Genomic DNA, 20,937 nt, shown 5'->3' on the forward strand with positions numbered 1-20,937 from the left:
GGCGATGGATGCGCGTCAGCGCGTCGATACGGCGGCGAGTGCAACCGTGAATCGTCGCGCGAAATCGTCGATCTCCGTGTCGCCGACGATGAGCGGCGGTGCGATGCGGATGCTGGAGTCGTTGGGGGCGTTAACGATGAGCCCGGCATTCAGGGCCGCATCGTACAGTTCGTGACCGATCGGCCGGGTCAGGCCGACACCGATGAGCAATCCCGCGCCGCGGAGTTCGTCGAGCACATCGCCGCCGGGAACCGATCGCAGTTCTCCGTCGATGAGTGCGCGCAACTGGGAGCCCCTGGCCGCCGCATTCTCGACCAGGCCAGACGCCTCGATTTCACCAAGCACCGCGTTCGCCGCGGCCGTTGCGAGCGGGTTTCCCCCAAAGGTGCTGCCGTGCTGTCCGCGAGCGAACAGATCGGATGCCCAGCCGAAGGTCACCAGCGCGCCGATCGGCACTCCACCGGCCATGCCCTTCGCCAGGGTGATGGCATCGGGAACGATTCCGGCGTGCTCGAACCCGAACCAGCGGCCCGTGCGGCCGATGCCGGTCTGGATCTCGTCGAGAATGAGGAGCACACCGTGTTCGGCGGTGAGTTCTCTCGCGCGCGCCAGGTAGCCATCCGGCAGATCGAGAACGCCCGCCTCGCCCTTGATCGGTTCGATGATGATGGCCGAGACGGTGTCGTCGATGGTCGCCTCGAGCGCCTCGATGCTCGTGTCGATGTGCTCCACGCCGCCGGGCATCGGCTCGAACGGCTCGCGCATCGCGGGCTTTCCGGTGAGAGCCATCGCGCCCATGGTGCGACCATGGAAGGAGTTGTTCAGCGCGATAATGCGGCTCGCGCCCGAGCGGCGGTTGCGGCGCGCGAGCTTGAACGCCGCCTCGTTGGCCTCCGCGCCGGAGTTGCCGAAGAAGACGCGCCCCTCAAGGCCCGCGCCGGTGAGGCGTTTGAGTCGCTCGGCGAGCTCGATCTCGGGCGGGGTGGCGAAGTAGTTGGAGACATGCGCAAGGGTGGCGATCTGCCGACTGACGGCATCCACGAGCACCGGATGCGCATGGCCGAGCGAGTTGACGGCGATACCGGCGAGGAAGTCCAGGTATTCGGCGCCCTCGGAATCCCAGACCCTGCAGCCCTCACCGCGCACGAGCATGAGGGGCGGGGTGGGCAGGGTGCGCATCATCGATGCGTCGAAGCGGTCGGACCAGCCGTCGGTCTCTGCGGGGGTCATCAAAGTGTTTCCCTTTCGTGAGGGGCTGCCACGACGTTGGTTCCTGCGCCGCGATCGGTGAAGATCTCGAGCAGAAGCGAGTGCGGCAGCCGGCCGTCGATGATCGCTGCCTTCTCGACCCCACCGTCGACCGCGTCGAGGCATGCCGTCATCTTGGGGATCATGCCCGACTCGAGGCTCGGCAGCAGTGCGCGCAACTCGTCGGCGTCGATTACCGAGACGAGAGATTCGCGATTGGGCCAATCGCTGTAGAGACCGGCGACATCGGTGAGAATGGCGAGTCGGACGGCACCGAGGGCGACGGCGAGCGCGCCGGCCGCGGCATCCGCATTGACGTTGAGCGATTGGCCGGGCGCATCGATGTCGGGCGCAATGGAGGAGACGACCGGAATGCGACCCGCGGAGATCTGGGCGAAGACGGCCTCGGGGTTCACGGCCACGACGTCGCCGACAAGCCCCAGGTCTACCTCTTCGCCGTCAATGACCACGCCTCGCCTGCGCGCCTCGAACAGCCCCGCGTCTTCTCCGGATAGTCCAGCGGCGAGCGGTCCGTGTGTGTTGATGTGCCGTACCAGGTCACGGGTGATCTGCCCGGTGAGCACCATGCGCACGACGTCCATCGCCTCGGGCGTTGTCACTCTGTAGCCGCCGCGGAACTCACTGTGGATGCCGAGCCGATCGAGCATGGCCGAGATCTGGGGTCCGCCGCCGTGCACCACCACCGGGTGGATGCCCGCGTAACGCAGGTACACCATGTCTTCGGCAAATGCCCGCTGCAGCTGTTCGCTGACCATGGCATTGCCGCCGAACTTCACGACCACGATCTGTCCGTGCAAGCGCTTCAGCCAGGGCAGCGACTCAATCAGTGCAGCCGCCTTGAGCGCCGCATCCGCCGTACCGTCGTTCTGCTGTGTACTGGCCGCGTGGGAGCCGGACGCCTCACGGCTCTGCATGATCATCAACTCGCGTACGCGCTGTTCTCGTGAACGTACTCATGCGTGAGGTCGCTCGTGAGGATGGTGGCGGTGGCGTCTCCGGCGTGCAACTCGATGCCGACGTGCACCGCACGGGAGGTCAGATCGACCTCGTCCCTGGGCCTGTCGGGCTCGCCCGCGTGACAGACGCGCACGCCATTCATGCTCACGTCGACCTCGTACGGATCGAATGCGGCGTTGGTGGTACCGATCGCCGAGAGCACCCGCCCCCAGTTGGGATCGTTGCCGAAGATCGCCGCCTTGAAGAGGTTGCTGCGTGAGACGGCGCGCCCCACCTCCACCGCCTCGTCTTCGGAAGCTGCCCCGATGACCTCGATGGCGATGTCATGGCTTGCACCCTCCGCATCTCCCTGCAGCTGGCGAGCCAGGTCTGCACAGACGATCCGCACGGCCTCCGCGAATTCGCCCTCCTCCGGCGTGATTCCGGATGCGCCGGAGGCGAGCAGTGTCACCTGGTCGTTGGTAGACATGCAGCCGTCGGAATCGAGCCTGTCGAAGGTCACCCGGGTGGCGGCGCGCAGAGCCGTGTCGAGTTGGGCGGAGGTGAGGGAAGCATCCGTCGTGATGACCACGAGCATGGTGGCGAGCCCCGGAGCGAGCATGCCGGCGCCCTTGGCCATGCCGCCGATCACCCAGCCATCGCCGTGATGGATCACGGTCTTCGGGTGGGTGTCGGTGGTGATGATGGCGCTTGCTGCCGTGTCGTCGTCGGCGCGCAGCGCACCGGCCGCCGACGCGACGCCGGCGATCAGCTTGTCACGATCGAGCTGGTCTCCGATGAGCCCTGTCGAGCACACGAGCACGTCACCGGCAGACACCCCGAGGTGTTCCGCGACGGCCTCGGCCGTGGCGTGAGTGGTCTGAAAGCCTTGCGTGCCCGTGAAGCAGTTCGCCCCGCCGGAGTTCAGCACGATGGCCTCGACGACGCCGTCGGCGATGACCTGCTCGCTCCACAGGATCGGGTTGGCCTTGGCACGATTGCTCGTAAACACCGCCGCGGCCGCCTTCTCGGGGCCCGTGTTGACCACGAGCGCGAGATCGGGGGCACCGGTGGATTTGAGGCCGGCCGCGATGCCCGCCGCGACGAACCCGGATGCTGCGGTGACGCTCACGGTGCTACTCCATTCACAGAAAGACCGGCGGTCTCCGGCAGGCCCAGCGCAATATTCGCCGACTGCACTGCGGCGCCCGCCGTGCCCTTAACCAGGTTGTCCATGGCGAGAACCGCCACGACTCGGCCCGCGGCCTCATCGACGGTCACGCCGATGAGCGCGGTGTTGGCTCCGAGGGTGTCTGCGGTGCGGGGAAAGACCCCCTCAGGCAGCAGGTGCACGAAGCTCTCCCCCGCATAGGCGTTCTCCCAGGCCGCGCGAACCTGTGCTGCTGTCGTGCCCGGCACGAGCCGGGCGGTCGCGGTGACGAGAATGCCCCGCGCCATCGGCACGAGCACGGGCGTGAACGAGATGGTAGGCGCGAGCGCGCCGGCGAGCCGCAGACTCTGCTGGATCTCCGGGATGTGTCGGTGCGAGCCGCCGACCGCGTATGGCGTTGCGCTACCGAGCAGTTCGCTCGCGAGAAAGGGAACGGCGAGCTTCTTACCGGCGCCGGAGGATCCGACCGCGAGAACCGCCACGATGTCCTGCTCCTCGATCACCCCCGCCTCGATGCCCGGGGCCAGGGCAAGCGACACCGAACTGGCATTGCAGCCGGGCGCGGCGATGCGACGCACCCCGACGAGATTCTCGCGCTGCTTGCCGTCGCCGACGGGCAGCTCGGGAACTCCGTATGCCCAGGCCGGAAAATACTCTCCGCCGTAGAAGCGGGCCCACTCCGTCTCGTCGGTGAGGCGGTGGTCCGCGCCGCAGTCGATGACGAGGGTCGCCGGATCGAGCGTGGCCGCGATGGCCCCGGATGCACCGTGCGGCAACGCGAGGAAGACGACGTCGTGGCCGGCAAGGTTCTGCGGTGTGGTTTCGACGAGCGTGAGGTGGGCGAGTGAACGCAGGTGCGGCTGGTGTTCGATGAGGGGCCGGCCCGCGTTGGAGTTCGCGGTGACGGTCGTGACGTCGAAATCGGGATGCCCGGCGAGGATTCGCAGCACCTCACCACCGGCGTAGCCGCTGGCACCAGCGACGGCAACCGAGAAAGTCATGGTTCTACCTTATTGAGTGAGCGGTCGGGGAAATGACGGCGACGCCCACAACGGACCGTTTCCACGGTCTCGCGTGCGTCGCCTAGATTCGGCCCGCGCTCTGGCGTCGGCGCAGTGCACGGGGGCTGGTGCCCTGTGCCAGAGTGTTGCGCCGCTCGAAAGCCATGAGTGGAGTGTAGCGTACGGCTGGCTACTCGCGCACGGTGGCACCGAAACGTTCGGCCGCCAGCGCGGCACCGGCGAGTTTCGCCTCGGTGGCCTCCGGAGTTGTCAGCGTGCGGTCATCCGAGCGGAATCGCAGGGCGAAGGTGAGGCTCTTGCTGCCGGACGGCACGCCGTCGCCGCGGTAGTCATCGATCAGCCTCGCGTCTTCGAGCAGTGCTCCCGCTCCCTCGACCACGGCCGCGCGTACCTCACCGGCGGGAGTGGCGACGGCAACGACGAGAGACAGGTCCTGCGTGGCGGCGGGGAAACCAGCGATGACCCGGGCCTCGATGTCAATCGGTGCCGAGTCGATAAGCGCGTCGAGGTCGAGTTCCAGCACGGCGACGACGCGCGGCAGGTCGTGTTCCTCGGCGAAGGCAGGCAGCAGCTCACCCGCGTAGCCGACGACGCGGCTCTGCGTTCCCGAACGCACGACGAGTTCCGCGGTACGACCCGGGTGCAGCGCCTTGTGGCTGCCCTGCACGATGTCGAGTCGCGCCCCGACGGCGCGGGCGATCTGCCGGGCCGCGTCGAGCGCATCGCCCAGCGAGGCGACGACTGCCGGATGCGACGGCTGGCGCACGACGGCGTTACCCGTGAAGAGCGCACCGATGTGGCGCGGCTGCGGCGGAATACCGTCGTTCAATTCGGCGAGGACTTCGTCGCTCGGCAGCACGGCGCCTGGCGGCACGTTCGGCGTGCCATAACGGATGCCCGCCTCGGGCCGAAACACGAGACCCGTCTCGTAGATGGCCAGGTCCGTGAGCCCCCGGGCGAGGTTGCGCTTGGCGACATCGATAAGCCCCGGCAGCAGCGAGGTGCGCAGGAACGGCACCGTCGCATCCATGGGATTGGCCAGACGCACGGCCGGAACGGACTTCTCGGTCGGCGAGCCGAAGGTGTCGTTGGATGCCTCGTCCACGAACGGGTACGCGAGCACCTCGGTCGCGCCGTTGTCGGCGAGTGTCTGCGCGGCGGCCCGACGAAGCTGCTGGGCGCGGCTCAGCCCACGCCCCGGAGGCGCGACGGGCAGCACCGAGGGAATGCGGTCGTAGCCGACGATGCGGGCGACCTCCTCGGCGAGATCGGACTTGTCGGTGAGATCGGGGCGCCAGCTGGGCGGCGTGACGCGCAGGCCGGCATCCGACTCGCTGAGGCTGCCACCGATCTCGGCGAGCGAGTCCCGAATCTCCGCGTCGGTGTACTCGACCCCGACGAGGCCTGCGATATATCCATTCGGCAGTTCGATGGCCGCGGGCGCTTCGGCGGCATGGTGCGCTGAGCCGAGGTCATCGGCACGGCCGCCCGCGAGCTGCTCGAGCAGTTGCACGACTCGCGCCGCAGCCGGGGCTGCGACCTCGGGGTCGACGCCACGCTCGAAACGCTTGGACGCCTCACTCGGCAGCTTGTGGCGTCGCGCCGTACGCGCGATGGAGACCGGGTCGAAGTTGGCGGCTTCGACCAGCACGGCGTGCGTGGTCGTGCCGATCTCGGTCGACGCGCCGCCCATCACTCCGGCGAGTCCGATCGCGCCGGACTCGTCGGCTATCACCAGGTCTTCGGGGTTCAGGGTGCGAGTCTTCTCATCGAGGGTGACAAGCGTCTCCCCCGGCGTCGCGCGACGAACCGTGAGCCCTCCGCTGAGGGCATCCAGATCGTAACCGTGGATGGGCTGGCCGAGTTCGAGCATGACGTAGTTGGTCACGTCGACGATCAACGAGATCGAGCGGATGCCGGCGAGCGTGAGGCGTGCGAGCATCCACGGCGGTGTCGGGCGGGTGCCGTCGACGTCGCGCACCACGCGGGTGACGAAGACGCTGGCGCCGATGCGGCCGCGGATGGGGGCCTGGTCGTCGATGGTTACTGGAAACAGAGTGGCGGCGGTTTCGAGACGCGCTCGTTCCTCGCGCTCCTCAACCGGCGTAGACAGCGCCGGGTCGCGGAAATCCGCTCCGGTCGCGTGCGAGTACTCGCGGGCGATGCCGCGGATCGAGAAGGCGTAGCCGCGATCCGGGGTGACGTTGACCTCGACGGCCGCGTCATCCAGACCGAGCAGGGCTATCGCATCCGTGCCGACCTCGGGGTCGAGGCCGAGCGTCGCCAGACGAAGGATGCCGTCGTGCTCGTCGCCGAGGCCGAGCTCACGCACCGAGGCGATCATGCCGTCGGAGACGTGGCCGTAGGTCTTGCGGGCGGCGATGGGGAACGGGCCGGGCAGCACCGCACCCGGAAGCGTCACGACGACCTTATCTCCGACGAGGAAGTTGGAGGCGCCACAGACGATGCCGTGCACGGCCTCGCCGCCATCCGCCGCCCTCTCGCCGTCGGGGGCTACCTGAACCTGGCACCAGCGGATGGTCTTGCCGTTCGACTGCGGCTCCTCGACGAAGTCGAGCACCTCGCCCACGACGACAGGGCCGGAGACCTCGAAGGTGTGGATCTCTTCCTCTTCGAGCCCGACCCTCACGAGGGCCGCATGCACGTCCTCGGGGGTCGTGCTCGGCTCGAGGTCGACGAATTCGGCGAGCCAGCTGAGTGGGACGCGCATGGACTAGACCACCATTCCGAATTGCTGGCTGAAACGAATATCGCCCTCGACCATGTCGCGCATGTCCTTGACGTCGTTGCGGAACATGAGCGCCCGCTCGACACCGACGCCGAACGCGAAGCCCGAGTAGACATCCGGGTCGATGCCGGCCGAACGCAGCACATTGGGATTGACCATGCCGCAGCCGCCCCACTCGATCCAGCGCGGCCCCTCCTTGAAGGTCGGGTGCCACAGATCGAGCTCAGCGCTCGGCTCGGTGAAGGGAAAGTAGTTGGGGCGCAGCCGCACCTTGGCATCGTCGCCGAACATGGCCTTGACAAAGTGATCGAGCGTGCCGCGCAGGTGCGCCATGGTGAGGCCCTTGTCGACGGCGATGCCCTCGATCTGGTGGAACACGGGCGTGTGCGTGGCGTCGAGCTCGTCGGTGCGGTACGTGCGTCCGGGTGCGATGCGATAGACGGGCAGCTCGTTGCCGAGCAGCGCGCGCAACTGCACGGGTGAGGTGTGCGTGCGCAGAACGAGGTGCGCATCCGTCGGTTCGACGAAGAAGGTGTCCTGCATGGCACGCGCCGGGTGATCCTCGTCGAAGTTGAGCGCGTCGAAGTTGAACCACTCGCTCTCGAGCTCGGGGCCTTCGGCCACCTCCCAGCCCATGCCGATGAAGACATCGGCGATGCGCTCCTGCAACAGCGAGAGCGGATGCCTGGCCCCGGCCCGCCAGCGCGACGGTACCGCCGTGACATCCACCGTCTCATTCGCGAGGCGCTGGGCGTCTTCGGCTGCGACGATCTCGGCCTCACGCGCCGCGAACGCCTGGTTCACTCGCCCGCGTGCCGCACCAACGAGCTTGCCGGCAGCGGCCTTCTGCTCGGCCGGGACCTCGCGCATGGCGCCGTTGAGTTTCGCGAGCGGCGACGCCTCGGCGAGGTGCTCGGTGCGCACGGAACGCATGGCGTCGGAGTCGGCGGCGGCGCTGATGGCCGCGAGCGCGGCATCCACGGCGGCGGCGACCGCTTCTTCGGTGATCGGGGAGGTCTCTGACACGGTTCCCCAGTTTAGTGGGCGCTGCGACCCTTGTTTACTTCGGACATCGGCGCGAGATCAGCCGGCGTGGCGGTCATCGCGCGTGGCGAACGTGCCCCGGTGCGCCGCGAGACGATGCGGGCCAACCACGAAAGCAGCAGGTTCACACCGAGGTAAATCACGAGCACTATGAAGAACAGGGTGAACAGATAGCGATTACCGAAGAAGTTCTGAAGATTGGTCACCGTGCGCAGCAGTTCCGCATAGCCGACGACATATGCCAGAGACGTGTCCTTGAGCAGGACCACCATTTGCGCGATGAGTATCGGCAGCATCTGACGGAATGCCTGCGGAAACTCAATCATCATTCGCGTGCGTGTTGACGACAGCCCAATTGCAAGGCCCGCCTCACGTTGCCCCTTCGGCAGAGATTGGATGCCTGCACGCAGGATCTCACCGATGAGAGCACCGTTGTAGATGGCGAGAGCAGCGACACCCGCCCAGAATGAACCCGTCGAGAACACGAGCAGGATGAACAACATCATCAGCAGGACGGGCATGCCGCGGAAGAATTCAAGCAACACCGCAATGGGAACACGAATCCAGGCACTTCGCGCCGTGCGCGCGAAAGAGAACAGGATTCCCACCGCGAGCGCGAGCACCGCGGCGACGGCCGCCATCTGGAGCGTCGCGAGCAATCCTCTCCAGACAGCGAGCCAGAGTTGGGGGTCAGAAAGGATGTCGAGGCGGGTCGGATCGAACAATCCGGAAAGCACCGCACCGTTGGCAATCGTTCGCGGCGCCGCCAGCGTGTAGATCACCCAGGCGATACCGGCGAGGATCACTACGACACCGATGATCGACACGACGAAGGCCCGACGCCGGGCGCGCGGGCCGGGCGCATCGTAAAGAACGTTCGTGCTCATCGCAGTACCCTCACCTTGCGTTCAACCCAACCGGCTATCAGTCCCAGCGGCACCGTGATGATGAGGTAGAAGAATGCGACACCGAGCAGCAGCGCGATGACGGCGTCGCCGCGCAGATTCGTGATGTCATTCGCCGCCTTGAAGAGTTCGTAGACGAAGAAGGCACCCGCCACGGAGGTGTTCTTGACGAGCGCGATGAATACGTTGATGAGCGGCGGGATCACCATGCGAATTGCCTGCGGCATGACAACAAGGCTCAGCGTCTGACCGAAACGCAGGCCGATGCTGCGCGCGGCCTCCGCCTGGCCGACCGGCACACCGTTCACCCCGGAACGGATCGCCTCGGCGACGAAAGGCGAGGTGTAGAGCGTGAGCCCGATGACGGCGAGCGGAAAGTAATCAAGTGGCACCTTGAGGTATGGCAACACCACGGCGCAGAAAAACAACACCAGCAGAAGGGGGATGTTGCGCAGGATCTCCGTGTACACCAGTGCGAACCCGCGCAGCGAGGCAATCGGCGAGATGCGCATGGCCGCCACCACCGTGCCAAGAACGAGCGCACCGACACCGGAGAGCGCGAGGAGCTCGAGAGTGCCAACGAAGCCTTTGATATACGTGGGCAGGCTATCGATGACGGCGTCCATGCATCAACTCCTTCGTGCGTTCGTAGCTTGTGCAGTGCTCGGGGTACCGACCGGCATCGACCAGTCAGTACCCCGAATACTCAGCGAAAATGCTTAGTAGCGATCGACCTTCGGCGGTTCCGGCGTCTTCAGTACCTTGCCGGCAGTGCTTTCCCATGCCTTCGCCCAGGCGCCGTCCTTGTACGACTTCTCGAGCACGTCGTTGATGAAGGTACGGAACTCGGTGTCATCCTTCTTCAGCCCGATGCCATACGGCTCCGACGTGAACGGCTTGTCGAGCACCTCGAACTCGCCCTCATTCTGAGAAGCAAGTCCGGCGAGAATCACGTTGTCCGTGGTCACCGCGACGACCTTGCCGTTACGCAGCGGTTCAAGGCAATTCGAATAGGTATCTGTCGTGATGATTTTGTCGGTATATGCCTTGATGTTCTCAAGTGACGTGGACCCAGAGACCGTGCACACGGACTTTCCCTTGACGTCGTCGACACTCTGAATCTTTTCTGGGTTGCCTTTCAGCACCAGCAGATCCTGGCCCGCCGTGTAGTACGGGCCTGCAAAGGAGATGACCTTCTTGCGCTCGTCATTGATGGTGTACGTGGCAACGACGATGTCGACCTGCCCGTTCTCAATGAAGGGCTCACGGTTTTTAGACACCGTCTCGACCCACTTGATCTTGTCCGCGGAAATACCGAGATTCGAGGCAATGAGCTTGCCGATCTCCACGTCGAAACCGACAGGAGTGCCGTCAGGTCCTTGCAACCCGAACAACGGCTGATCGAACTTCGTGCCGATGGTGATCGATCCCTTCTGCTGCAGTTTCGCCATGGTTGTTCCTGCGGCGAATTCGGATGCCTTCGGCTTGCTCCCGGTCGTGTCGCCACCACCGGATCCCCCCGCGCATGCGGCCAAAGCGACGATGCTCGCGGCCGCCAGTGCGGAAACCAGTAGACCTTTTTTGAGTCTCATTCTGTTCTCCTTGCTGTATTTGCTGTGTTTCTCTCCCACAGTCAGTGGGTGAGTATTTTCGAGAGGAAGTCTTTCGCTCTCGGGGTCTGCGGGTTAGCGAAGAAGACCTCGGGGGTCGCCTCTTCCACGATTTCGCCGTCCGCCATGAACAGCACACGATCGGCGGCCTTGCGCGCAAAACCCATTTCGTGCGTGACAACCACCATCGTCATGCCGTCGTGTGCGAGTCCAACCATGACGTCGAGCACCTCGCTGATCATCTCGGGATCCAGGGCGGATGTCGGTTCATCCAAAAGGATCAGCTTCGGGTCCATCGCGAGCGCGCGGGCGATGGCAACACGCTGTTGCTGTCCGCCTGAAAGCTGGGAAGGCATCTTGCCTGCCTGATCGGCGACCCCGACGCGTTCCAGTAGCTGCATGCCGCGGGCCTTGGCGTCAGCGGCTGAACGGTGTCGCACCTTACGCGGGCCGAGCGTGACATTCTCGAGGATGGTCTTGTGGGCGAAGAGGTTGAAGGATTGGAAGACCATGCCGACATCCGCGCGAAGACGAGCGAGATCCGCACCTTCCTTGGGCATCACCGCCCCATCGATAGTGATGGTGCCGGAGTCGATCGTCTCGAGACGGTTGATCGCGCGACACAGGGTGGACTTGCCCGACCCGCTGGGCCCGATCACCACGACGACCTCACCGCGTGCCACCGTGGTGTTGATGTCTTTGAGCACATGCAACTCGCCGAAGTGTTTATTTACGTGGTCGATGATGACCAGTGGTTCGCCGACAGCGGTGGCGGCGGATTCAGCGTCCGCCGTGCGGGATGGATCCATTTCCATACCCAATCACACCCCCTTACCGAGGGTCAATTCCCCGGCCAGCTCGTCACCAATCCGTGACCATGCTCATGTGAGCACCGGGATCAGGTGCGTTGGGCGAATGCGCTTTCATACAGGCACACGGATGCCGCCGTCGCGAGATTCATCGACTCGGCGCTGCCGTAGATCGGCACGGTGATGGCCGCATCGGCCAACGCGAGGTCGTCATCGTCCAGCCCGCGAGCCTCGTTACCGAACAGCCAGGCCGTGGGCTTCGCCAGGCGCCCCGAGTTGCGCGCGACCAGGAGATCCTCCCCCTTGACGTCCGCGGCGAGCAGCTGCAGCCCTGCGGCTGCGGCACGCGCACGTACATCCGTCAGCGTCGCCCCCATCGCGATGGGAAGGTGGAAGATCGATCCGGTGGAGGAACGCACGACCTTAGGATTGTACAGGTCCACCGTGCGGCCGGTGAGAATCACGGCATCGGCACCGGCGGAATCCGCGGCCCGGATGATGGTGCCCGCGTTGCCAGGGTCACGCACCTCCTCGAGGATCGCGATGAGCTTCGGCTCGGCGCCGAAAATGTCCTTGACCGACGTCGGGAACTGGTGACAAACGGCGACGAACCCCTGCGGGGTGACCGTGTCGGCCATGGTGTCAAGCACGTGTTCGGTCACGAACTCCACATCGACACCGGCATCGACCGCCGCCTGAGCGAGGTCTGGATAACGCTCGAGAGCCGTCGGCGTGGCATACAGCTCGACAACCAATTCGGCGCGAAACGTCAGAGCCTCCGAAACGGCCTGTGGCCCCTCCAAAAGGAAAAGCCCGGTCTCGGACCGGGCCCCGCGCTTCGCCAGCTTGGCGACGGCTCGAACGCGAGGGGAACGTGGATTGTCCAACATGGGGCGATTCTAACCGGGCGAGACGGCTTTTCCGCGCCGTGACGGGCGCTTTAACGAAGAGTGAGGGAAAGCGCGGTGCGCCTTCCCTCACTCGATACGACTGGATTACGCCGCGGCATCCGCCTTGGGAGCCGACGTATCGGCCGGGAGGGCCTTCTTCGCCGTCTCGACCAGGGCCGAGAAGGTGGCGGGCTCGTTGACGGCAAGCTCGGCGAGCATGCGACGGTCGACCTCGACGCCGGCCAGGGACAGGCCCTGGATCAGGCGGTTGTAGGTGAGGCCGTTCGCGCGGCTCGCCGCGTTGATGCGCTGGATCCACAGGCGACGGAAGTCACCCTTGCGGGCGCGGCGGTCACGGTAGCTGTAGACCAGCGAGTGAGTGACCTGCTCCTTGGCCTTGCGGTACAGGCGCGACCGCTGACCGCGGTAGCCCTCGGCGCGCTCAAGGATGACCCGACGCTTCTTGTGGGCGTTGACGGCCCTCTTTACTCTTGCCATTGTTCTCTAATCCTTACGTCTGGTTGCGGCGTTACTTGCCGAGAAGCTTCTTGATGTTCTTGACATCGGCCGGGGCGATGACCTGCTCCTGGTTCAAGCGACGCTTACGGTCGCTCGACTTGACCTCCAGGTTGTGGCGCATTCCGGACTGCTGCTTCATGATCTTGCCGCTTCCGGTGACCTTGAAGCGCTTCTTGGCCCCGGAGTGGGTCTTCTGCTTGGGCATTGTTATTTCTCCTGTTCGGTGGCGGATGTCGCATCCGTCGCTTCAGCCGGCTTCTCGGCCGCGGGCGTTTCTGCCCCGCGAGCCTTGGAGGCGGCACGTTGTGCGTTGGCCTCGCCCTTGACCTCTGACTTGTTCTTCAGAGGGCCAATGACCATGACCATGTTTCGACCGTCGATGGTCGGAGTCGATTCAACCGAACCGAGTTCCGCCACATCTTCGGCAAACTTCTGCAGCAGGCGCACGCCCTGCTCGGGGCGCGACTGCTCGCGGCCGCGGAACAGGATCATGGCCTTGACCTTGTCTCCGGCCTTGAGGAATCCCTCGGCGCGCTTGCGCTTGGTCTCGTAGTCGTGCTTGTCAATCTTGAGACGGAAACGAACCTCTTTCAGGATCGTGTTCGCCTGGTTGCGCCGGGCCTCTTTGGCCTTCTGCGCAGCCTCGTACTTGAACTTGCCGTAGTCCATGATCTTCGCCACGGGAGGCTTGGAATTGGGAGCGACCTCAACCAAGTCCAGGTCTGCTTCCTGCGCGAGACGAAGGGCGACCTCGATTTTCACGACGCCGACCTGTTCTCCGCCGGGACCGACAAGACGAACTTCGGGGACGCGGATTCGGTCGTTGGTACGGGGATCGCTGATGCGTTTCTCCTCTGCTTAAGCGATGTACTCAGCCACGCCGAACGACGGATGCCGTCTGGCGGCAAAAGAGGAAACTCACGCACCCTGAGTTGCACGCATCACACGCGTCAACCCCGGCACGGCACCCTGTCTACCTTCGCGACTTTCGACGCGACGGCGGAGTGCGAACTACCCGGTAACCTTAGTGAAGCGGTCAAGCGCGGGTGGGAGAATCTCCACTTTCGTACCGAGACATACGTCTCGGAGCCTGAGGAAGTCTAACAGAGGAATGCAGTGAGCGACACATCTCTTGCCGATGGCATCGAGTTCGATGGGTCCGAGGCGGCCATGCGAGACATTGCGGAGGTGCCCGCCGTCGAGATCATCACCACGACAGCCGTGCACCTGATGAGTGCCGCCGCCGTGAAGCTCGGGCTCGGAGACGGCCCGGATGCCGCCGATGAGGTCGACCTCGACGAGGCGCGCAAGCTGATCACCTCACTGGCCGGCCTGGTGACCGCCGCGGCCGCGGAGATCGGCGATCATCACGCCCGGCCGCTGCGCGACGGCCTGCGGTCGCTGCAGCTGGCGTTCCGCGAGGCGTCCTCGATACCGGATGAGATCGGCAAGGGCCCCGGCGAGAAGTACACCGGCCCCGTCAACTAGTCCAGCGGCCGCAGGATGCGGCTGAGGAACTGACGCGTGCGCTCCTCGCGCGGATCGGTGAACAGCGCCTCGGGTGCTCCACGCTCGACGATCTCACCGCCGTCGAGAAAGAGCACCTCGTCGGCGACCTGCCGCGCAAAGGCCAGCTCGTGAGTGACGACGACCATGGTCCAGCCCTCCTTCGCGAGCGCCTGCATGACACCGAGCACGTCGCCGACCAGTTCAGGGTCGAGCGCGGATGTCGGCTCGTCGAAGAGGATCACCCCGGGGCGCAGCGCCAGCGCCCGCGCGATGCCCACTCGTTGCTGCTGGCCGCCGGAGAGTTGAAACGGGTAGATGTCGCGCTTCTCGGCCAGCCCCACCTTGGCCAGCAGTGCCTCGGCATCCGCCCGCGCCTCGGCGAGCGGCCGCTTCTGCACCTGCACCGGGCCCTCGATGAGGTTCTCGATGACCGTCTTGTGCGGAAACAGGTTGTAGTGCTGGAAGACCATGGCCGACTTGCGGCGCAACGCGGCGACCTGCGCCTTGGTGATGGGGCCGCTGAAGTCGAGACTCACGTCGTCGTCGATGCGCAGGATGCCGGCATCCGGCCTCTCAAGCGCGTTCAGGCAGCGCAGCACCGTGGTCTTGCCCGACCCCGAGGGGCCAATGAGCACGATGACCCGGCCGACGCCGACCTCGAAACTGATGTCGCGCAGCACCTCGTGGGCACCGAAGGACTTGCGAAGGCCGTGCACGCTCAGCCGAGGCACGTGCGGGCGATCGTCAAGCGTGGGCGACATAGCGATCCAGTCTCTTTTCGATGACGGACTGCCCGCTGGAGAGCACGAGACAGATCAGCCAGTACACGACGGCGGCCTCGATGTACAGCACCAGGAACTCGCTCGATGCTGCAGCGATCTGCTGCGCCTGCCGAAAGAGCTCGGTCACCAGAATGACGGATGCCAGCGAGGTGTCCTTCACGAGGCTGATGAAGGTGTTCGAGAGCGGCGGCACCGAGACCCGGGCGGCCTGCGGCAGCACGATGCGCCAGAGCGTGAGCGTGTTGCTCATGCCTATCGTGTAGCCGGCCTCCCACTGGCCGCGCGGAACCGCCAGGATCGCGGCCCGAACCACCTCGGAGGCGTATCCGCCGACATTCAGCGACAGCGCGATGATGGCGCTGGGCCACGGATCGAGTGTGATGCCGATCGTCGGCAGCCCGTAGAAGACCACGAACAACTGAACGAGAAGTGGCGTGCCGCGCACGATGGAGACGAATACCCGGGCTACGCCGCGGGCGAGGCGACTGCCCGACAGCCGCATCAGCGCAACGACCACCGCCAGGATGAGGCCGAGAACGAACGCCACCACGGAGAGTGGGATAGTGCCGAGAATGCCGCCGACGACGATCGGACCTATCGAGTGCAGCACAAGATCCCAGTAGTACGGGAACGTGCCGACGGCGGGCGTCATGCCCGCATCAGAGCCTGAATCATGCGCTTATTGTGACACGTCGGCGCCGAAGTACTTCTTCGAGATCGTGGCCAGCGTGCCGTCGGCCTTCAGCTCGGCGAGGGCCTTGTCGAAATCGCTCGGCAGCGTGCTGCCCTTGCGGAAGGCGAAGGCGTTCTCGGCCGGATTCGCCGCTGTGGCCGCGATGCGCAGCGTGACCTCGGGGTGCTGCTTCTCGTAGTCGAGCACGGTCAGCTTGTCGTTCACCGTTGCGTCAATGCGCCCCTGCGTGAGCAAGGCAACGGCCTGCGCCCATCCCTCAACGGCCTGAACCCTGGCTCCCGACTTCTGGGCCAGCGCGTACCAGTCGCTGGTGTTCGACTGGGCTGTTGTCTTGCCCTTCAGATCGGCGAAGCTCGTGATGCTCGTATCATCCGGCCGGGTGACAATCACGCCGGGCGAGACCGTGTACGGCGTGCTGAAGCTGTATTTTGCCTTGCGCTCCGCGGTGATCGAAACCTGGTTTCCAATGAGGTCGATGCGCTTGGAATCCAGCGCCGCGAAGATGCCGTCCCACTGGGTCTCCTGGTAGGTGACCTTCACGCCGAGCTTCTTCGCCACGGCGTTGGTGACGTCGATGTCGTAGCCGGTGAGGGCGTTGGTACTGGGGTCGTGGTACGAGAAGGGCTTGTAGGTGCCCTCCGTGCCGACAATCAGGCCCTTGCTGTTCGACGCAGCCGCCACCAGGTCCTTGCTGCCGTGCACCGTGGTGCTCGCCGCCGATCCTGAGCCGCCGGATGCGCATCCGGCCAGCCCCACGATGAGGACTGCGGCAACCGAGGTGACGAGGGCAAGACGGGATTTCATGGCGACCTTTCGTGGAACCCCTGATCGGGGCCGTGTCATCAACTATGGGCCGTATCTCTCGTGCGCGACCAACTCGGTTACGCGGGGTTACCTGTGGCAACACACGAGGGGGCTGTGACATTTCCAGATGTCGAAAATTGCCCTTCGGCGGGCGTGACGACCGGATGCGATGATCAGTCGGCGGAGGCGAGCAGCTGCACGCCGAGGGAATCCACTCCGGCGGCGATGGCGTCATTCGCCGCCCAGCGCTGCGCGAGCCGCGCGAGAACCGCGTCGAGCTCGGTCTCGGTGAGGCCCTGGATGAGCTCGAGCCGCACCAGCACCTCTGGCCCATGCAGCCGCGCATCGGGGTCGCCGTCGGCGAGCTGCACGTCGAGCACGGCAAGCTCGGTGGAGATGGACGCGCGAAACGCCTCCACCACGGCGGGGTCGGAGGCGGCGGGCCGCCACTGCTCTGAACGAGCCATCGCCCACAATGCCGGACGCCGGATGATGAACTCGGCCGGCGAGGTCGCATCCAGCACCACAAGCTCCGTGCTCTCGCTCGCGGCCGCCAGTGCGACCCGCACTCCATCGGCGGGCACCGGCCTGGCCTCGGGGTTCCAGGCCTGCATGGAGGTCACCGAGGAGAAGACCGGAAGCACATTGCGCCCGTCGGGAGCGGAAACCGTGACGATCGAAAGCTCCTGCTTCTTGTCGATGGCCATGCCGGCGAGCGGACCATCCTCGTTCACACCCGCCTCTCCGAGGTGAGCGACGAGCGGGATGAGAAGCCGGGCATCCCGAAATGCGTCGACGACGGCCTCGGGGCCGTCGGTTCCAGCGTGAAAGGCAGCCAGGGCATCCATCAGCGCAGCGTCGGCCGAGCCATCATCGTCGGAGGACGCGCCCTGTTCGAAATGGCGCCCTGCCCACGGCTGCCCGGCGGAATCGCCGGGAATCGATGGGTGATCTGCGTGGCTCATGACCTCGCTCAGTTGCCCGCGACGTCCAGCGCCTCGGCTAGGGTGAAAGCCCCCGCGTACAGGGCCTTGCCCACTATCGCGCCTTCCAGCCCCAGCGGCACGAGTTCGCGCAGCGCAACAATGTCATCGAGGCTCGAGATTCCGCCGGACGCTATTACCGGACGCGGCGAGTGCTCCATGATCTGACGCAGCAGTTCAAGGTTCGGCCCCTGCAGGGTGCCGTCTTTCGTGACGTCGGTGACGACGTAGCGGGCACAGCCGGCGTCTTCGAGCCGCTCGAGCACCTGCCAGAGATCGCCTCCGTCGCGCGTCCAGCCGCGGGCCGCCAGCGTGGTGCCCCGCACATCGAGCCCAACCGCTACAGCCTCGCCGTATTGTGCAATGACGTTCGCCGCCCATTCCGGGTTCTCGAGCGCCGCCGTTCCCAGGTTGATGCGCTTGGCGCCGAGCCCGAGTGCCGCCTCGAGCGATGCGTCGTCGCGGATGCCGCCGGACAGTTCGACGTTGACGCCCCGCACCTGCTTGATAACCTTCTTGATCACGGAGTGGTTGTCACCGCGGCCGAACGCCGCATCGAGGTCGACGAGATGAATCCATTCGGCACCCTGATCGGCCCAATCGGCGGCCGCGTCGACAGGATCCCCATAGTTCGTCTCGGTGCCTGCCTCGCCCTTGGTCAGGCGCACGGCCTTGCCGCCGGCAACATCCACAGCCGGCAACAGCACGAGACGCGGGGTCTTGTTGAACTCACTCATTGATGGGGGTCCTCGATCATGTGACGGCTTCACGCTACGCGCATATGGGCAACGTGGGCCACGGTGGGCACAAGCACAAAATCTTAGCGCAGGACGGCCTTGCCTTCGGCGCCTCAGCCCGTGAGCGTACCCAGCCAGTTGCGCAACAGGCGAATTCCCGCCGGACCCGACTTCTCGGGGTGGAATTGCGTAGCGGCTAGCGGTCCGTTCTCGACGGCGGCCACGAATCGCCCCCCGTGATCGGCCCAGGTGACGCGCGGGGCCGCAAATGGGCCATGCGCTTCGAGATTCCATGAGCGCGCCGCGTATGAATGCACGAAATAGAAGCGCTCATCGCGCAACCCGTCGAAGAGCACGCTCTCGCTCGGTGCCTGCACGCCATTCCAACCGATGTGGGGAACGACCTCGGCCTCGAGCAGTTCGACCTCGCCCGGCCACTCCCCCAGCCCTGCGGTGGCGGCACCACCCTCCGTGCCGTGTTCGAAGAGGACCTGCATGCCGACGCAGACCCCGAGAACAGAACGGCCGCCAGCGAGACGACGATCAATGATCTCACCGCCGCGCACGGAACGCAGGGCGGACATCACGGCGCTGAACGAGCCGACACCCGGCACGAACAAGCCATCGGCCTCCTCTGCCGAGCGGCGATCGGCCGTCAACTGCACCCGCGCGCCCGCTGCCTCGAGCGCCTTGGCCGCCGAGTGCACATTGCCGGAACCGTAATCGAGAACGACGACGGATGGCGCCGTCACAGGGCTCCCTTGGTCGAGGGCACTCCCGACACCAGCGGGTCGAGCGCCTTCGCCTGGCGGAACGCGCGTGCGAACGCCTTGAACTCAGCCTCGGCAATGTGGTGCGGGTCCCGGCCGCCGAGCACGGTGATGTGGGTCGTCAGAGCGGCGTTGAAGGTGATGGCCTCGAAGACGTGGCGAACCATTGAGCCGGTGAAGTGACCACCGATGAGGTGATATTCGAAGCCGCTCGGCTCTCCCGAGTGCACCAAGAAGGGGCGCCCGGATATATCGACGACCGCCTGCACGAGTGCCTCGTCGAGCGGTACCACGGCGTCCCCGAAGCGGGAGATTCCAGACTTGTCCCCCAGCGCCGTTCGAATGGCCTGTCCGAGCACGATGGCCACGTCTTCGACCGTGTGGTGCACATCGATCTCGATGTCGCCCTTGGCGCTCACGGTCAGGTCGGTGAGCGAGTGCTTCGCGAATGCCGTGAGCAGGTGGTCGTAGAACGGCACGGAGGTGTGGATCTCGGACTGCCCGGTGCCGTCGAGATCGAGCGAGAGCTCGATACTCGACTCACTGGTCTCACGCCGAAGCTGTGCGGTGCGGTTCACGGAGGTCATGTTCACGACTTTACCGGCACGGCCCCGCCACGGGCATCCGGTGCCAGCGGGGCTATCGCCTCGAGGAAGGCCGTGGTCTCCGCCTCGGTGCCCGCCGTAACGCGCAGGTGGCCGGGAATGCCGATATCGCGGATGAGCACGCCGCTCGCCAGCAGCGTTTCGAACACCGCGTTCGGCTCGTCCACACCGCCGAACAGCACGAAGTTGCTGCCGGTGCGGTGCGGTGTGAATCCCATGCGCTCCAGTTCGACGACAATTCGATCGCGCTGGGCAACAATCTCACCCACCATCGCGAGCATCTCGTCGGAGTGGGCCAGGGCGGCTGTTGCCGCCGCCTGCGTGAGCGCCGAGAGGTGATACGGCAGACGCACCAGCCGCAACGCGTCGAGCACTGCAGGGTCTGCGGCGAGGTACCCGAGCCGGACACCCGCGAAGGCGAATGCCTTGCTCATGGTGCGCGAGACGAGCAGCCGCTCGCGACCCTCAAGCAGCGTGAGCGCCGACGGCGCATCCGGTGGCATGAATTCGGCGTACGCCTCGTCGACGATGACGATGCCGTCGCTCGCCTCGTAGGCGGCAGCAACGACGTCGAGCCCGAGCGGGGTGCCTGTCGGGTTGTTGGGTGAGCAGAGAATGACGATGCTCGGCGTTGTGCGACGGATCTCGGCGACGACCGTGTCGGCGCTGAGCTCGTAGTCTTCGTCACGCGCGCCGGATATCCAGGCGGTGTCTGTTCCGGATGCCAGCAGCGGGTACATCGAATATGTCGGTGAGAATCCGAGCAGGCTGCGACCCGGGCCGCCGAAGGCCTGCATGATCTGCTGCAGCACCTCGTTGGAGCCGTTCGCCGCCCAGATATTCTCTCGGCTCAGGGCGTGGCCGAGATAACCTGCCAACGCATCGCGTAGCGCGGTGAACTCACGGTCCGGATAGCGATTCGCTCCACGCACGGCCCCGGAAACGGCTTCGACGATGTCGGCGACGACGTTCTCGGGCAACGGATGCGTGTTCTCGTTGACGTTCAGCGCGACCGGCACGTTCTTCTGCGGTGCCCCATACGGAGAGAGCCCCCGGAGGTTTTCACGGATGGGCAGATCAGAGAAGGAAATCACCCCATCATGCTACTGGGCCAGCCTTTGGGGACATG

The 20,937-nt window shown here is 65.4% G+C and carries 23 protein-coding genes; 1 reads left to right on the forward strand and 22 read right to left on the reverse strand.

Annotated features, from left to right (window positions below; translation table 11 throughout):
* Nucleotides 1-15 precede the first annotated feature (15 nt).
* The 14 genes from ASC63_RS14835 to infC all read right to left on the reverse strand — a co-directional run bounded on the left by ASC63_RS14835 (nucleotide 16) and on the right by infC (nucleotide 13,767).
* Nucleotides 16-1,230 carry an acetylornithine transaminase gene (locus ASC63_RS14835; protein ID WP_055816064.1) on the reverse strand — a complete coding sequence of 405 codons (1,215 nt, stop codon included), beginning with the start codon at nucleotides 1,228-1,230 and terminating at the stop codon, nucleotides 16-18.
* Nucleotides 1,230-2,183, reverse strand: coding sequence for an acetylglutamate kinase (gene argB / locus ASC63_RS14840; protein ID WP_055816617.1), 954 nt, complete (start codon nucleotides 2,181-2,183; stop codon nucleotides 1,230-1,232). The genes ASC63_RS14835 and argB overlap by 1 nt, the downstream gene beginning before the upstream one ends.
* A 5-nt stretch (nucleotides 2,184-2,188) precedes the next feature.
* A complete protein-coding gene (gene argJ, locus ASC63_RS14845; RefSeq protein WP_055816067.1) occupies nucleotides 2,189-3,337 on the reverse strand; it encodes a bifunctional glutamate N-acetyltransferase/amino-acid acetyltransferase ArgJ in 1,149 nt (382 codons plus the stop codon).
* The gene (argC, locus tag ASC63_RS14850) at nucleotides 3,334-4,377 is read right to left on the reverse strand and encodes an N-acetyl-gamma-glutamyl-phosphate reductase (protein WP_055816070.1); all 1,044 of its coding nucleotides are present in this window, start codon (nucleotides 4,375-4,377) and stop codon (nucleotides 3,334-3,336) included. Before argC ends, argJ begins: the two co-directional genes overlap by 4 nt.
* Before the next feature lie 190 nt (nucleotides 4,378-4,567).
* Nucleotides 4,568-7,129, reverse strand: coding sequence for a phenylalanine--tRNA ligase subunit beta (gene pheT / locus ASC63_RS14855; RefSeq protein WP_055816074.1), 2,562 nt, complete (start codon nucleotides 7,127-7,129; stop codon nucleotides 4,568-4,570).
* Nucleotides 7,130-7,132: 3 nt separating this feature from the next.
* On the reverse strand, nucleotides 7,133-8,173 hold the full coding sequence (gene pheS, locus ASC63_RS14860) for a phenylalanine--tRNA ligase subunit alpha (RefSeq protein ID WP_055816078.1): 1,041 nt from the start codon (nucleotides 8,171-8,173) through the stop codon (nucleotides 7,133-7,135).
* An 11-nt stretch (nucleotides 8,174-8,184) separates the two neighbouring features.
* Nucleotides 8,185-9,018, reverse strand: a complete 834-nt coding sequence (locus ASC63_RS14865) for an amino acid ABC transporter permease (RefSeq protein WP_235492357.1) — start codon at nucleotides 9,016-9,018, stop codon at nucleotides 8,185-8,187.
* A gap of 56 nt (nucleotides 9,019-9,074) precedes the next feature.
* Nucleotides 9,075-9,722 carry an amino acid ABC transporter permease gene (locus ASC63_RS14870; RefSeq protein WP_055816083.1) on the reverse strand — a complete coding sequence of 216 codons (648 nt, stop codon included), beginning with the start codon at nucleotides 9,720-9,722 and terminating at the stop codon, nucleotides 9,075-9,077.
* A gap of 93 nt (nucleotides 9,723-9,815) precedes the next feature.
* Entirely contained in the window at nucleotides 9,816-10,688 is an 873-nt protein-coding gene (locus tag ASC63_RS14875) for a glutamate ABC transporter substrate-binding protein (protein ID WP_055816619.1), read from the reverse strand.
* Between the two features lie 41 nt (nucleotides 10,689-10,729).
* Nucleotides 10,730-11,515, reverse strand: a complete 786-nt coding sequence (locus ASC63_RS14880; RefSeq protein WP_055816086.1) for an amino acid ABC transporter ATP-binding protein — start codon at nucleotides 11,513-11,515, stop codon at nucleotides 10,730-10,732.
* 89 nt (nucleotides 11,516-11,604) lie between these two features.
* A complete protein-coding gene (locus tag ASC63_RS14885) occupies nucleotides 11,605-12,405 on the reverse strand; it encodes a TrmH family RNA methyltransferase (protein ID WP_055816090.1) in 801 nt (266 codons plus the stop codon).
* A gap of 105 nt (nucleotides 12,406-12,510) precedes the next feature.
* A complete protein-coding gene (gene rplT, locus ASC63_RS14890) occupies nucleotides 12,511-12,903 on the reverse strand; it encodes a 50S ribosomal protein L20 (RefSeq protein ID WP_055816093.1) in 393 nt (130 codons plus the stop codon).
* Nucleotides 12,904-12,934: 31 nt separating this feature from the next.
* Nucleotides 12,935-13,129: a 50S ribosomal protein L35 gene (gene rpmI / locus ASC63_RS14895; RefSeq protein WP_055816096.1), complete on the reverse strand. Its 195-nt coding sequence runs from the start codon at nucleotides 13,127-13,129 to the stop codon at nucleotides 12,935-12,937.
* 2 nt (nucleotides 13,130-13,131) lie between these two features.
* A complete protein-coding gene (gene infC / locus ASC63_RS14900; RefSeq protein WP_082487904.1) occupies nucleotides 13,132-13,767 on the reverse strand; it encodes a translation initiation factor IF-3 in 636 nt (211 codons plus the stop codon).
* 327 nt (nucleotides 13,768-14,094) lie between these two features.
* Between infC and ASC63_RS14905 the strand changes: the two genes are divergently transcribed.
* Entirely contained in the window at nucleotides 14,095-14,412 is a 318-nt protein-coding gene (locus ASC63_RS14905; protein WP_157487750.1) for a DUF1844 domain-containing protein, read from the forward strand.
* Here ASC63_RS14905 and ASC63_RS14910 read toward each other — a convergent pair.
* From ASC63_RS14910 to ASC63_RS14945, 8 genes are all read right to left on the reverse strand, one after another.
* A complete protein-coding gene (locus tag ASC63_RS14910) occupies nucleotides 14,409-15,194 on the reverse strand; it encodes an amino acid ABC transporter ATP-binding protein (protein WP_055816102.1) in 786 nt (261 codons plus the stop codon). The two genes, ASC63_RS14905 and ASC63_RS14910, sit on opposite strands and share 4 nt — an antisense overlap.
* Nucleotides 15,178-15,867, reverse strand: a complete 690-nt coding sequence (locus ASC63_RS14915) for an amino acid ABC transporter permease (RefSeq protein WP_055816105.1) — start codon at nucleotides 15,865-15,867, stop codon at nucleotides 15,178-15,180. Before ASC63_RS14915 ends, ASC63_RS14910 begins: the two co-directional genes overlap by 17 nt.
* Nucleotides 15,868-15,894: 27 nt before the next feature.
* The gene (locus ASC63_RS14920) at nucleotides 15,895-16,713 is read right to left on the reverse strand and encodes an amino acid ABC transporter substrate-binding protein (RefSeq protein ID WP_055816107.1); all 819 of its coding nucleotides are present in this window, start codon (nucleotides 16,711-16,713) and stop codon (nucleotides 15,895-15,897) included.
* A 173-nt stretch (nucleotides 16,714-16,886) separates the two neighbouring features.
* Entirely contained in the window at nucleotides 16,887-17,678 is a 792-nt protein-coding gene (locus ASC63_RS14925; RefSeq protein WP_055816110.1) for an SseB family protein, read from the reverse strand.
* Between the two features lie 8 nt (nucleotides 17,679-17,686).
* Entirely contained in the window at nucleotides 17,687-18,433 is a 747-nt protein-coding gene (priA, locus tag ASC63_RS14930; protein ID WP_055816113.1) for a bifunctional 1-(5-phosphoribosyl)-5-((5-phosphoribosylamino)methylideneamino)imidazole-4-carboxamide isomerase/phosphoribosylanthranilate isomerase PriA, read from the reverse strand.
* A 113-nt stretch (nucleotides 18,434-18,546) separates the two neighbouring features.
* On the reverse strand, nucleotides 18,547-19,185 hold the full coding sequence (gene hisH / locus ASC63_RS14935; protein ID WP_055816117.1) for an imidazole glycerol phosphate synthase subunit HisH: 639 nt from the start codon (nucleotides 19,183-19,185) through the stop codon (nucleotides 18,547-18,549).
* Nucleotides 19,182-19,790, reverse strand: coding sequence for an imidazoleglycerol-phosphate dehydratase HisB (gene hisB / locus ASC63_RS14940; protein WP_055816120.1), 609 nt, complete (start codon nucleotides 19,788-19,790; stop codon nucleotides 19,182-19,184). The genes hisH and hisB overlap by 4 nt, the downstream gene beginning before the upstream one ends.
* Nucleotides 19,791-19,792: 2 nt before the next feature.
* The gene (locus tag ASC63_RS14945; protein WP_055816123.1) at nucleotides 19,793-20,902 is read right to left on the reverse strand and encodes a histidinol-phosphate transaminase; all 1,110 of its coding nucleotides are present in this window, start codon (nucleotides 20,900-20,902) and stop codon (nucleotides 19,793-19,795) included.
* Nucleotides 20,903-20,937: the final 35 nt, after the last annotated feature.

The organism is Leifsonia sp. Root112D2 (assembly GCF_001424905.1).
Lineage (GTDB): Bacteria > Actinomycetota > Actinomycetes > Actinomycetales > Microbacteriaceae > Root112D2.

Bases quoted from the DNA above. Each gene is read 5' to 3' on its own strand.
- argB (WP_055816617.1), bottom strand. From the start codon at position 2,183: ATGCAGAGCCGTGAGGCGTCCGGCTCCCACGCGGCCAGTACACAGCAG.
- ASC63_RS14880 (WP_055816086.1), bottom strand. From the start codon at position 11,515: ATGGATCCATCCCGCACGGCGGACGCTGAATCCGCCGCCACCGCTGTC.
- hisB (WP_055816120.1), bottom strand. From the start codon at position 19,790: ATGACCTCCGTGAACCGCACCGCACAGCTTCGGCGTGAGACCAGTGAG.
- ASC63_RS14925 (WP_055816110.1), bottom strand. From the start codon at position 17,678: ATGAGCCACGCAGATCACCCATCGATTCCCGGCGATTCCGCCGGGCAG.
- ASC63_RS14885 (WP_055816090.1), bottom strand. From the start codon at position 12,405: ATGTTGGACAATCCACGTTCCCCTCGCGTTCGAGCCGTCGCCAAGCTG.
- rpmI (WP_055816096.1), bottom strand. From the start codon at position 13,129: ATGCCCAAGCAGAAGACCCACTCCGGGGCCAAGAAGCGCTTCAAGGTC.
- ASC63_RS14920 (WP_055816107.1), bottom strand. From the start codon at position 16,713: ATGAAATCCCGTCTTGCCCTCGTCACCTCGGTTGCCGCAGTCCTCATC.
- rplT (WP_055816093.1), bottom strand. From the start codon at position 12,903: ATGGCAAGAGTAAAGAGGGCCGTCAACGCCCACAAGAAGCGTCGGGTC.
- ASC63_RS14905 (WP_157487750.1), top strand. From the start codon at position 14,095: ATGCGAGACATTGCGGAGGTGCCCGCCGTCGAGATCATCACCACGACA.
- ASC63_RS14870 (WP_055816083.1), bottom strand. From the start codon at position 9,722: ATGGACGCCGTCATCGATAGCCTGCCCACGTATATCAAAGGCTTCGTT.
- ASC63_RS14910 (WP_055816102.1), bottom strand. From the start codon at position 15,194: ATGTCGCCCACGCTTGACGATCGCCCGCACGTGCCTCGGCTGAGCGTG.
- ASC63_RS14875 (WP_055816619.1), bottom strand. From the start codon at position 10,688: ATGAGACTCAAAAAAGGTCTACTGGTTTCCGCACTGGCGGCCGCGAGC.
- pheT (WP_055816074.1), bottom strand. From the start codon at position 7,129: ATGCGCGTCCCACTCAGCTGGCTCGCCGAATTCGTCGACCTCGAGCCG.
- ASC63_RS14915 (WP_055816105.1), bottom strand. From the start codon at position 15,867: ATGACGCCCGCCGTCGGCACGTTCCCGTACTACTGGGATCTTGTGCTG.
- argC (WP_055816070.1), bottom strand. From the start codon at position 4,377: ATGACTTTCTCGGTTGCCGTCGCTGGTGCCAGCGGCTACGCCGGTGGT.
- priA (WP_055816113.1), bottom strand. From the start codon at position 18,433: ATGAGTGAGTTCAACAAGACCCCGCGTCTCGTGCTGTTGCCGGCTGTG.
- ASC63_RS14835 (WP_055816064.1), bottom strand. From the start codon at position 1,230: ATGACCCCCGCAGAGACCGACGGCTGGTCCGACCGCTTCGACGCATCG.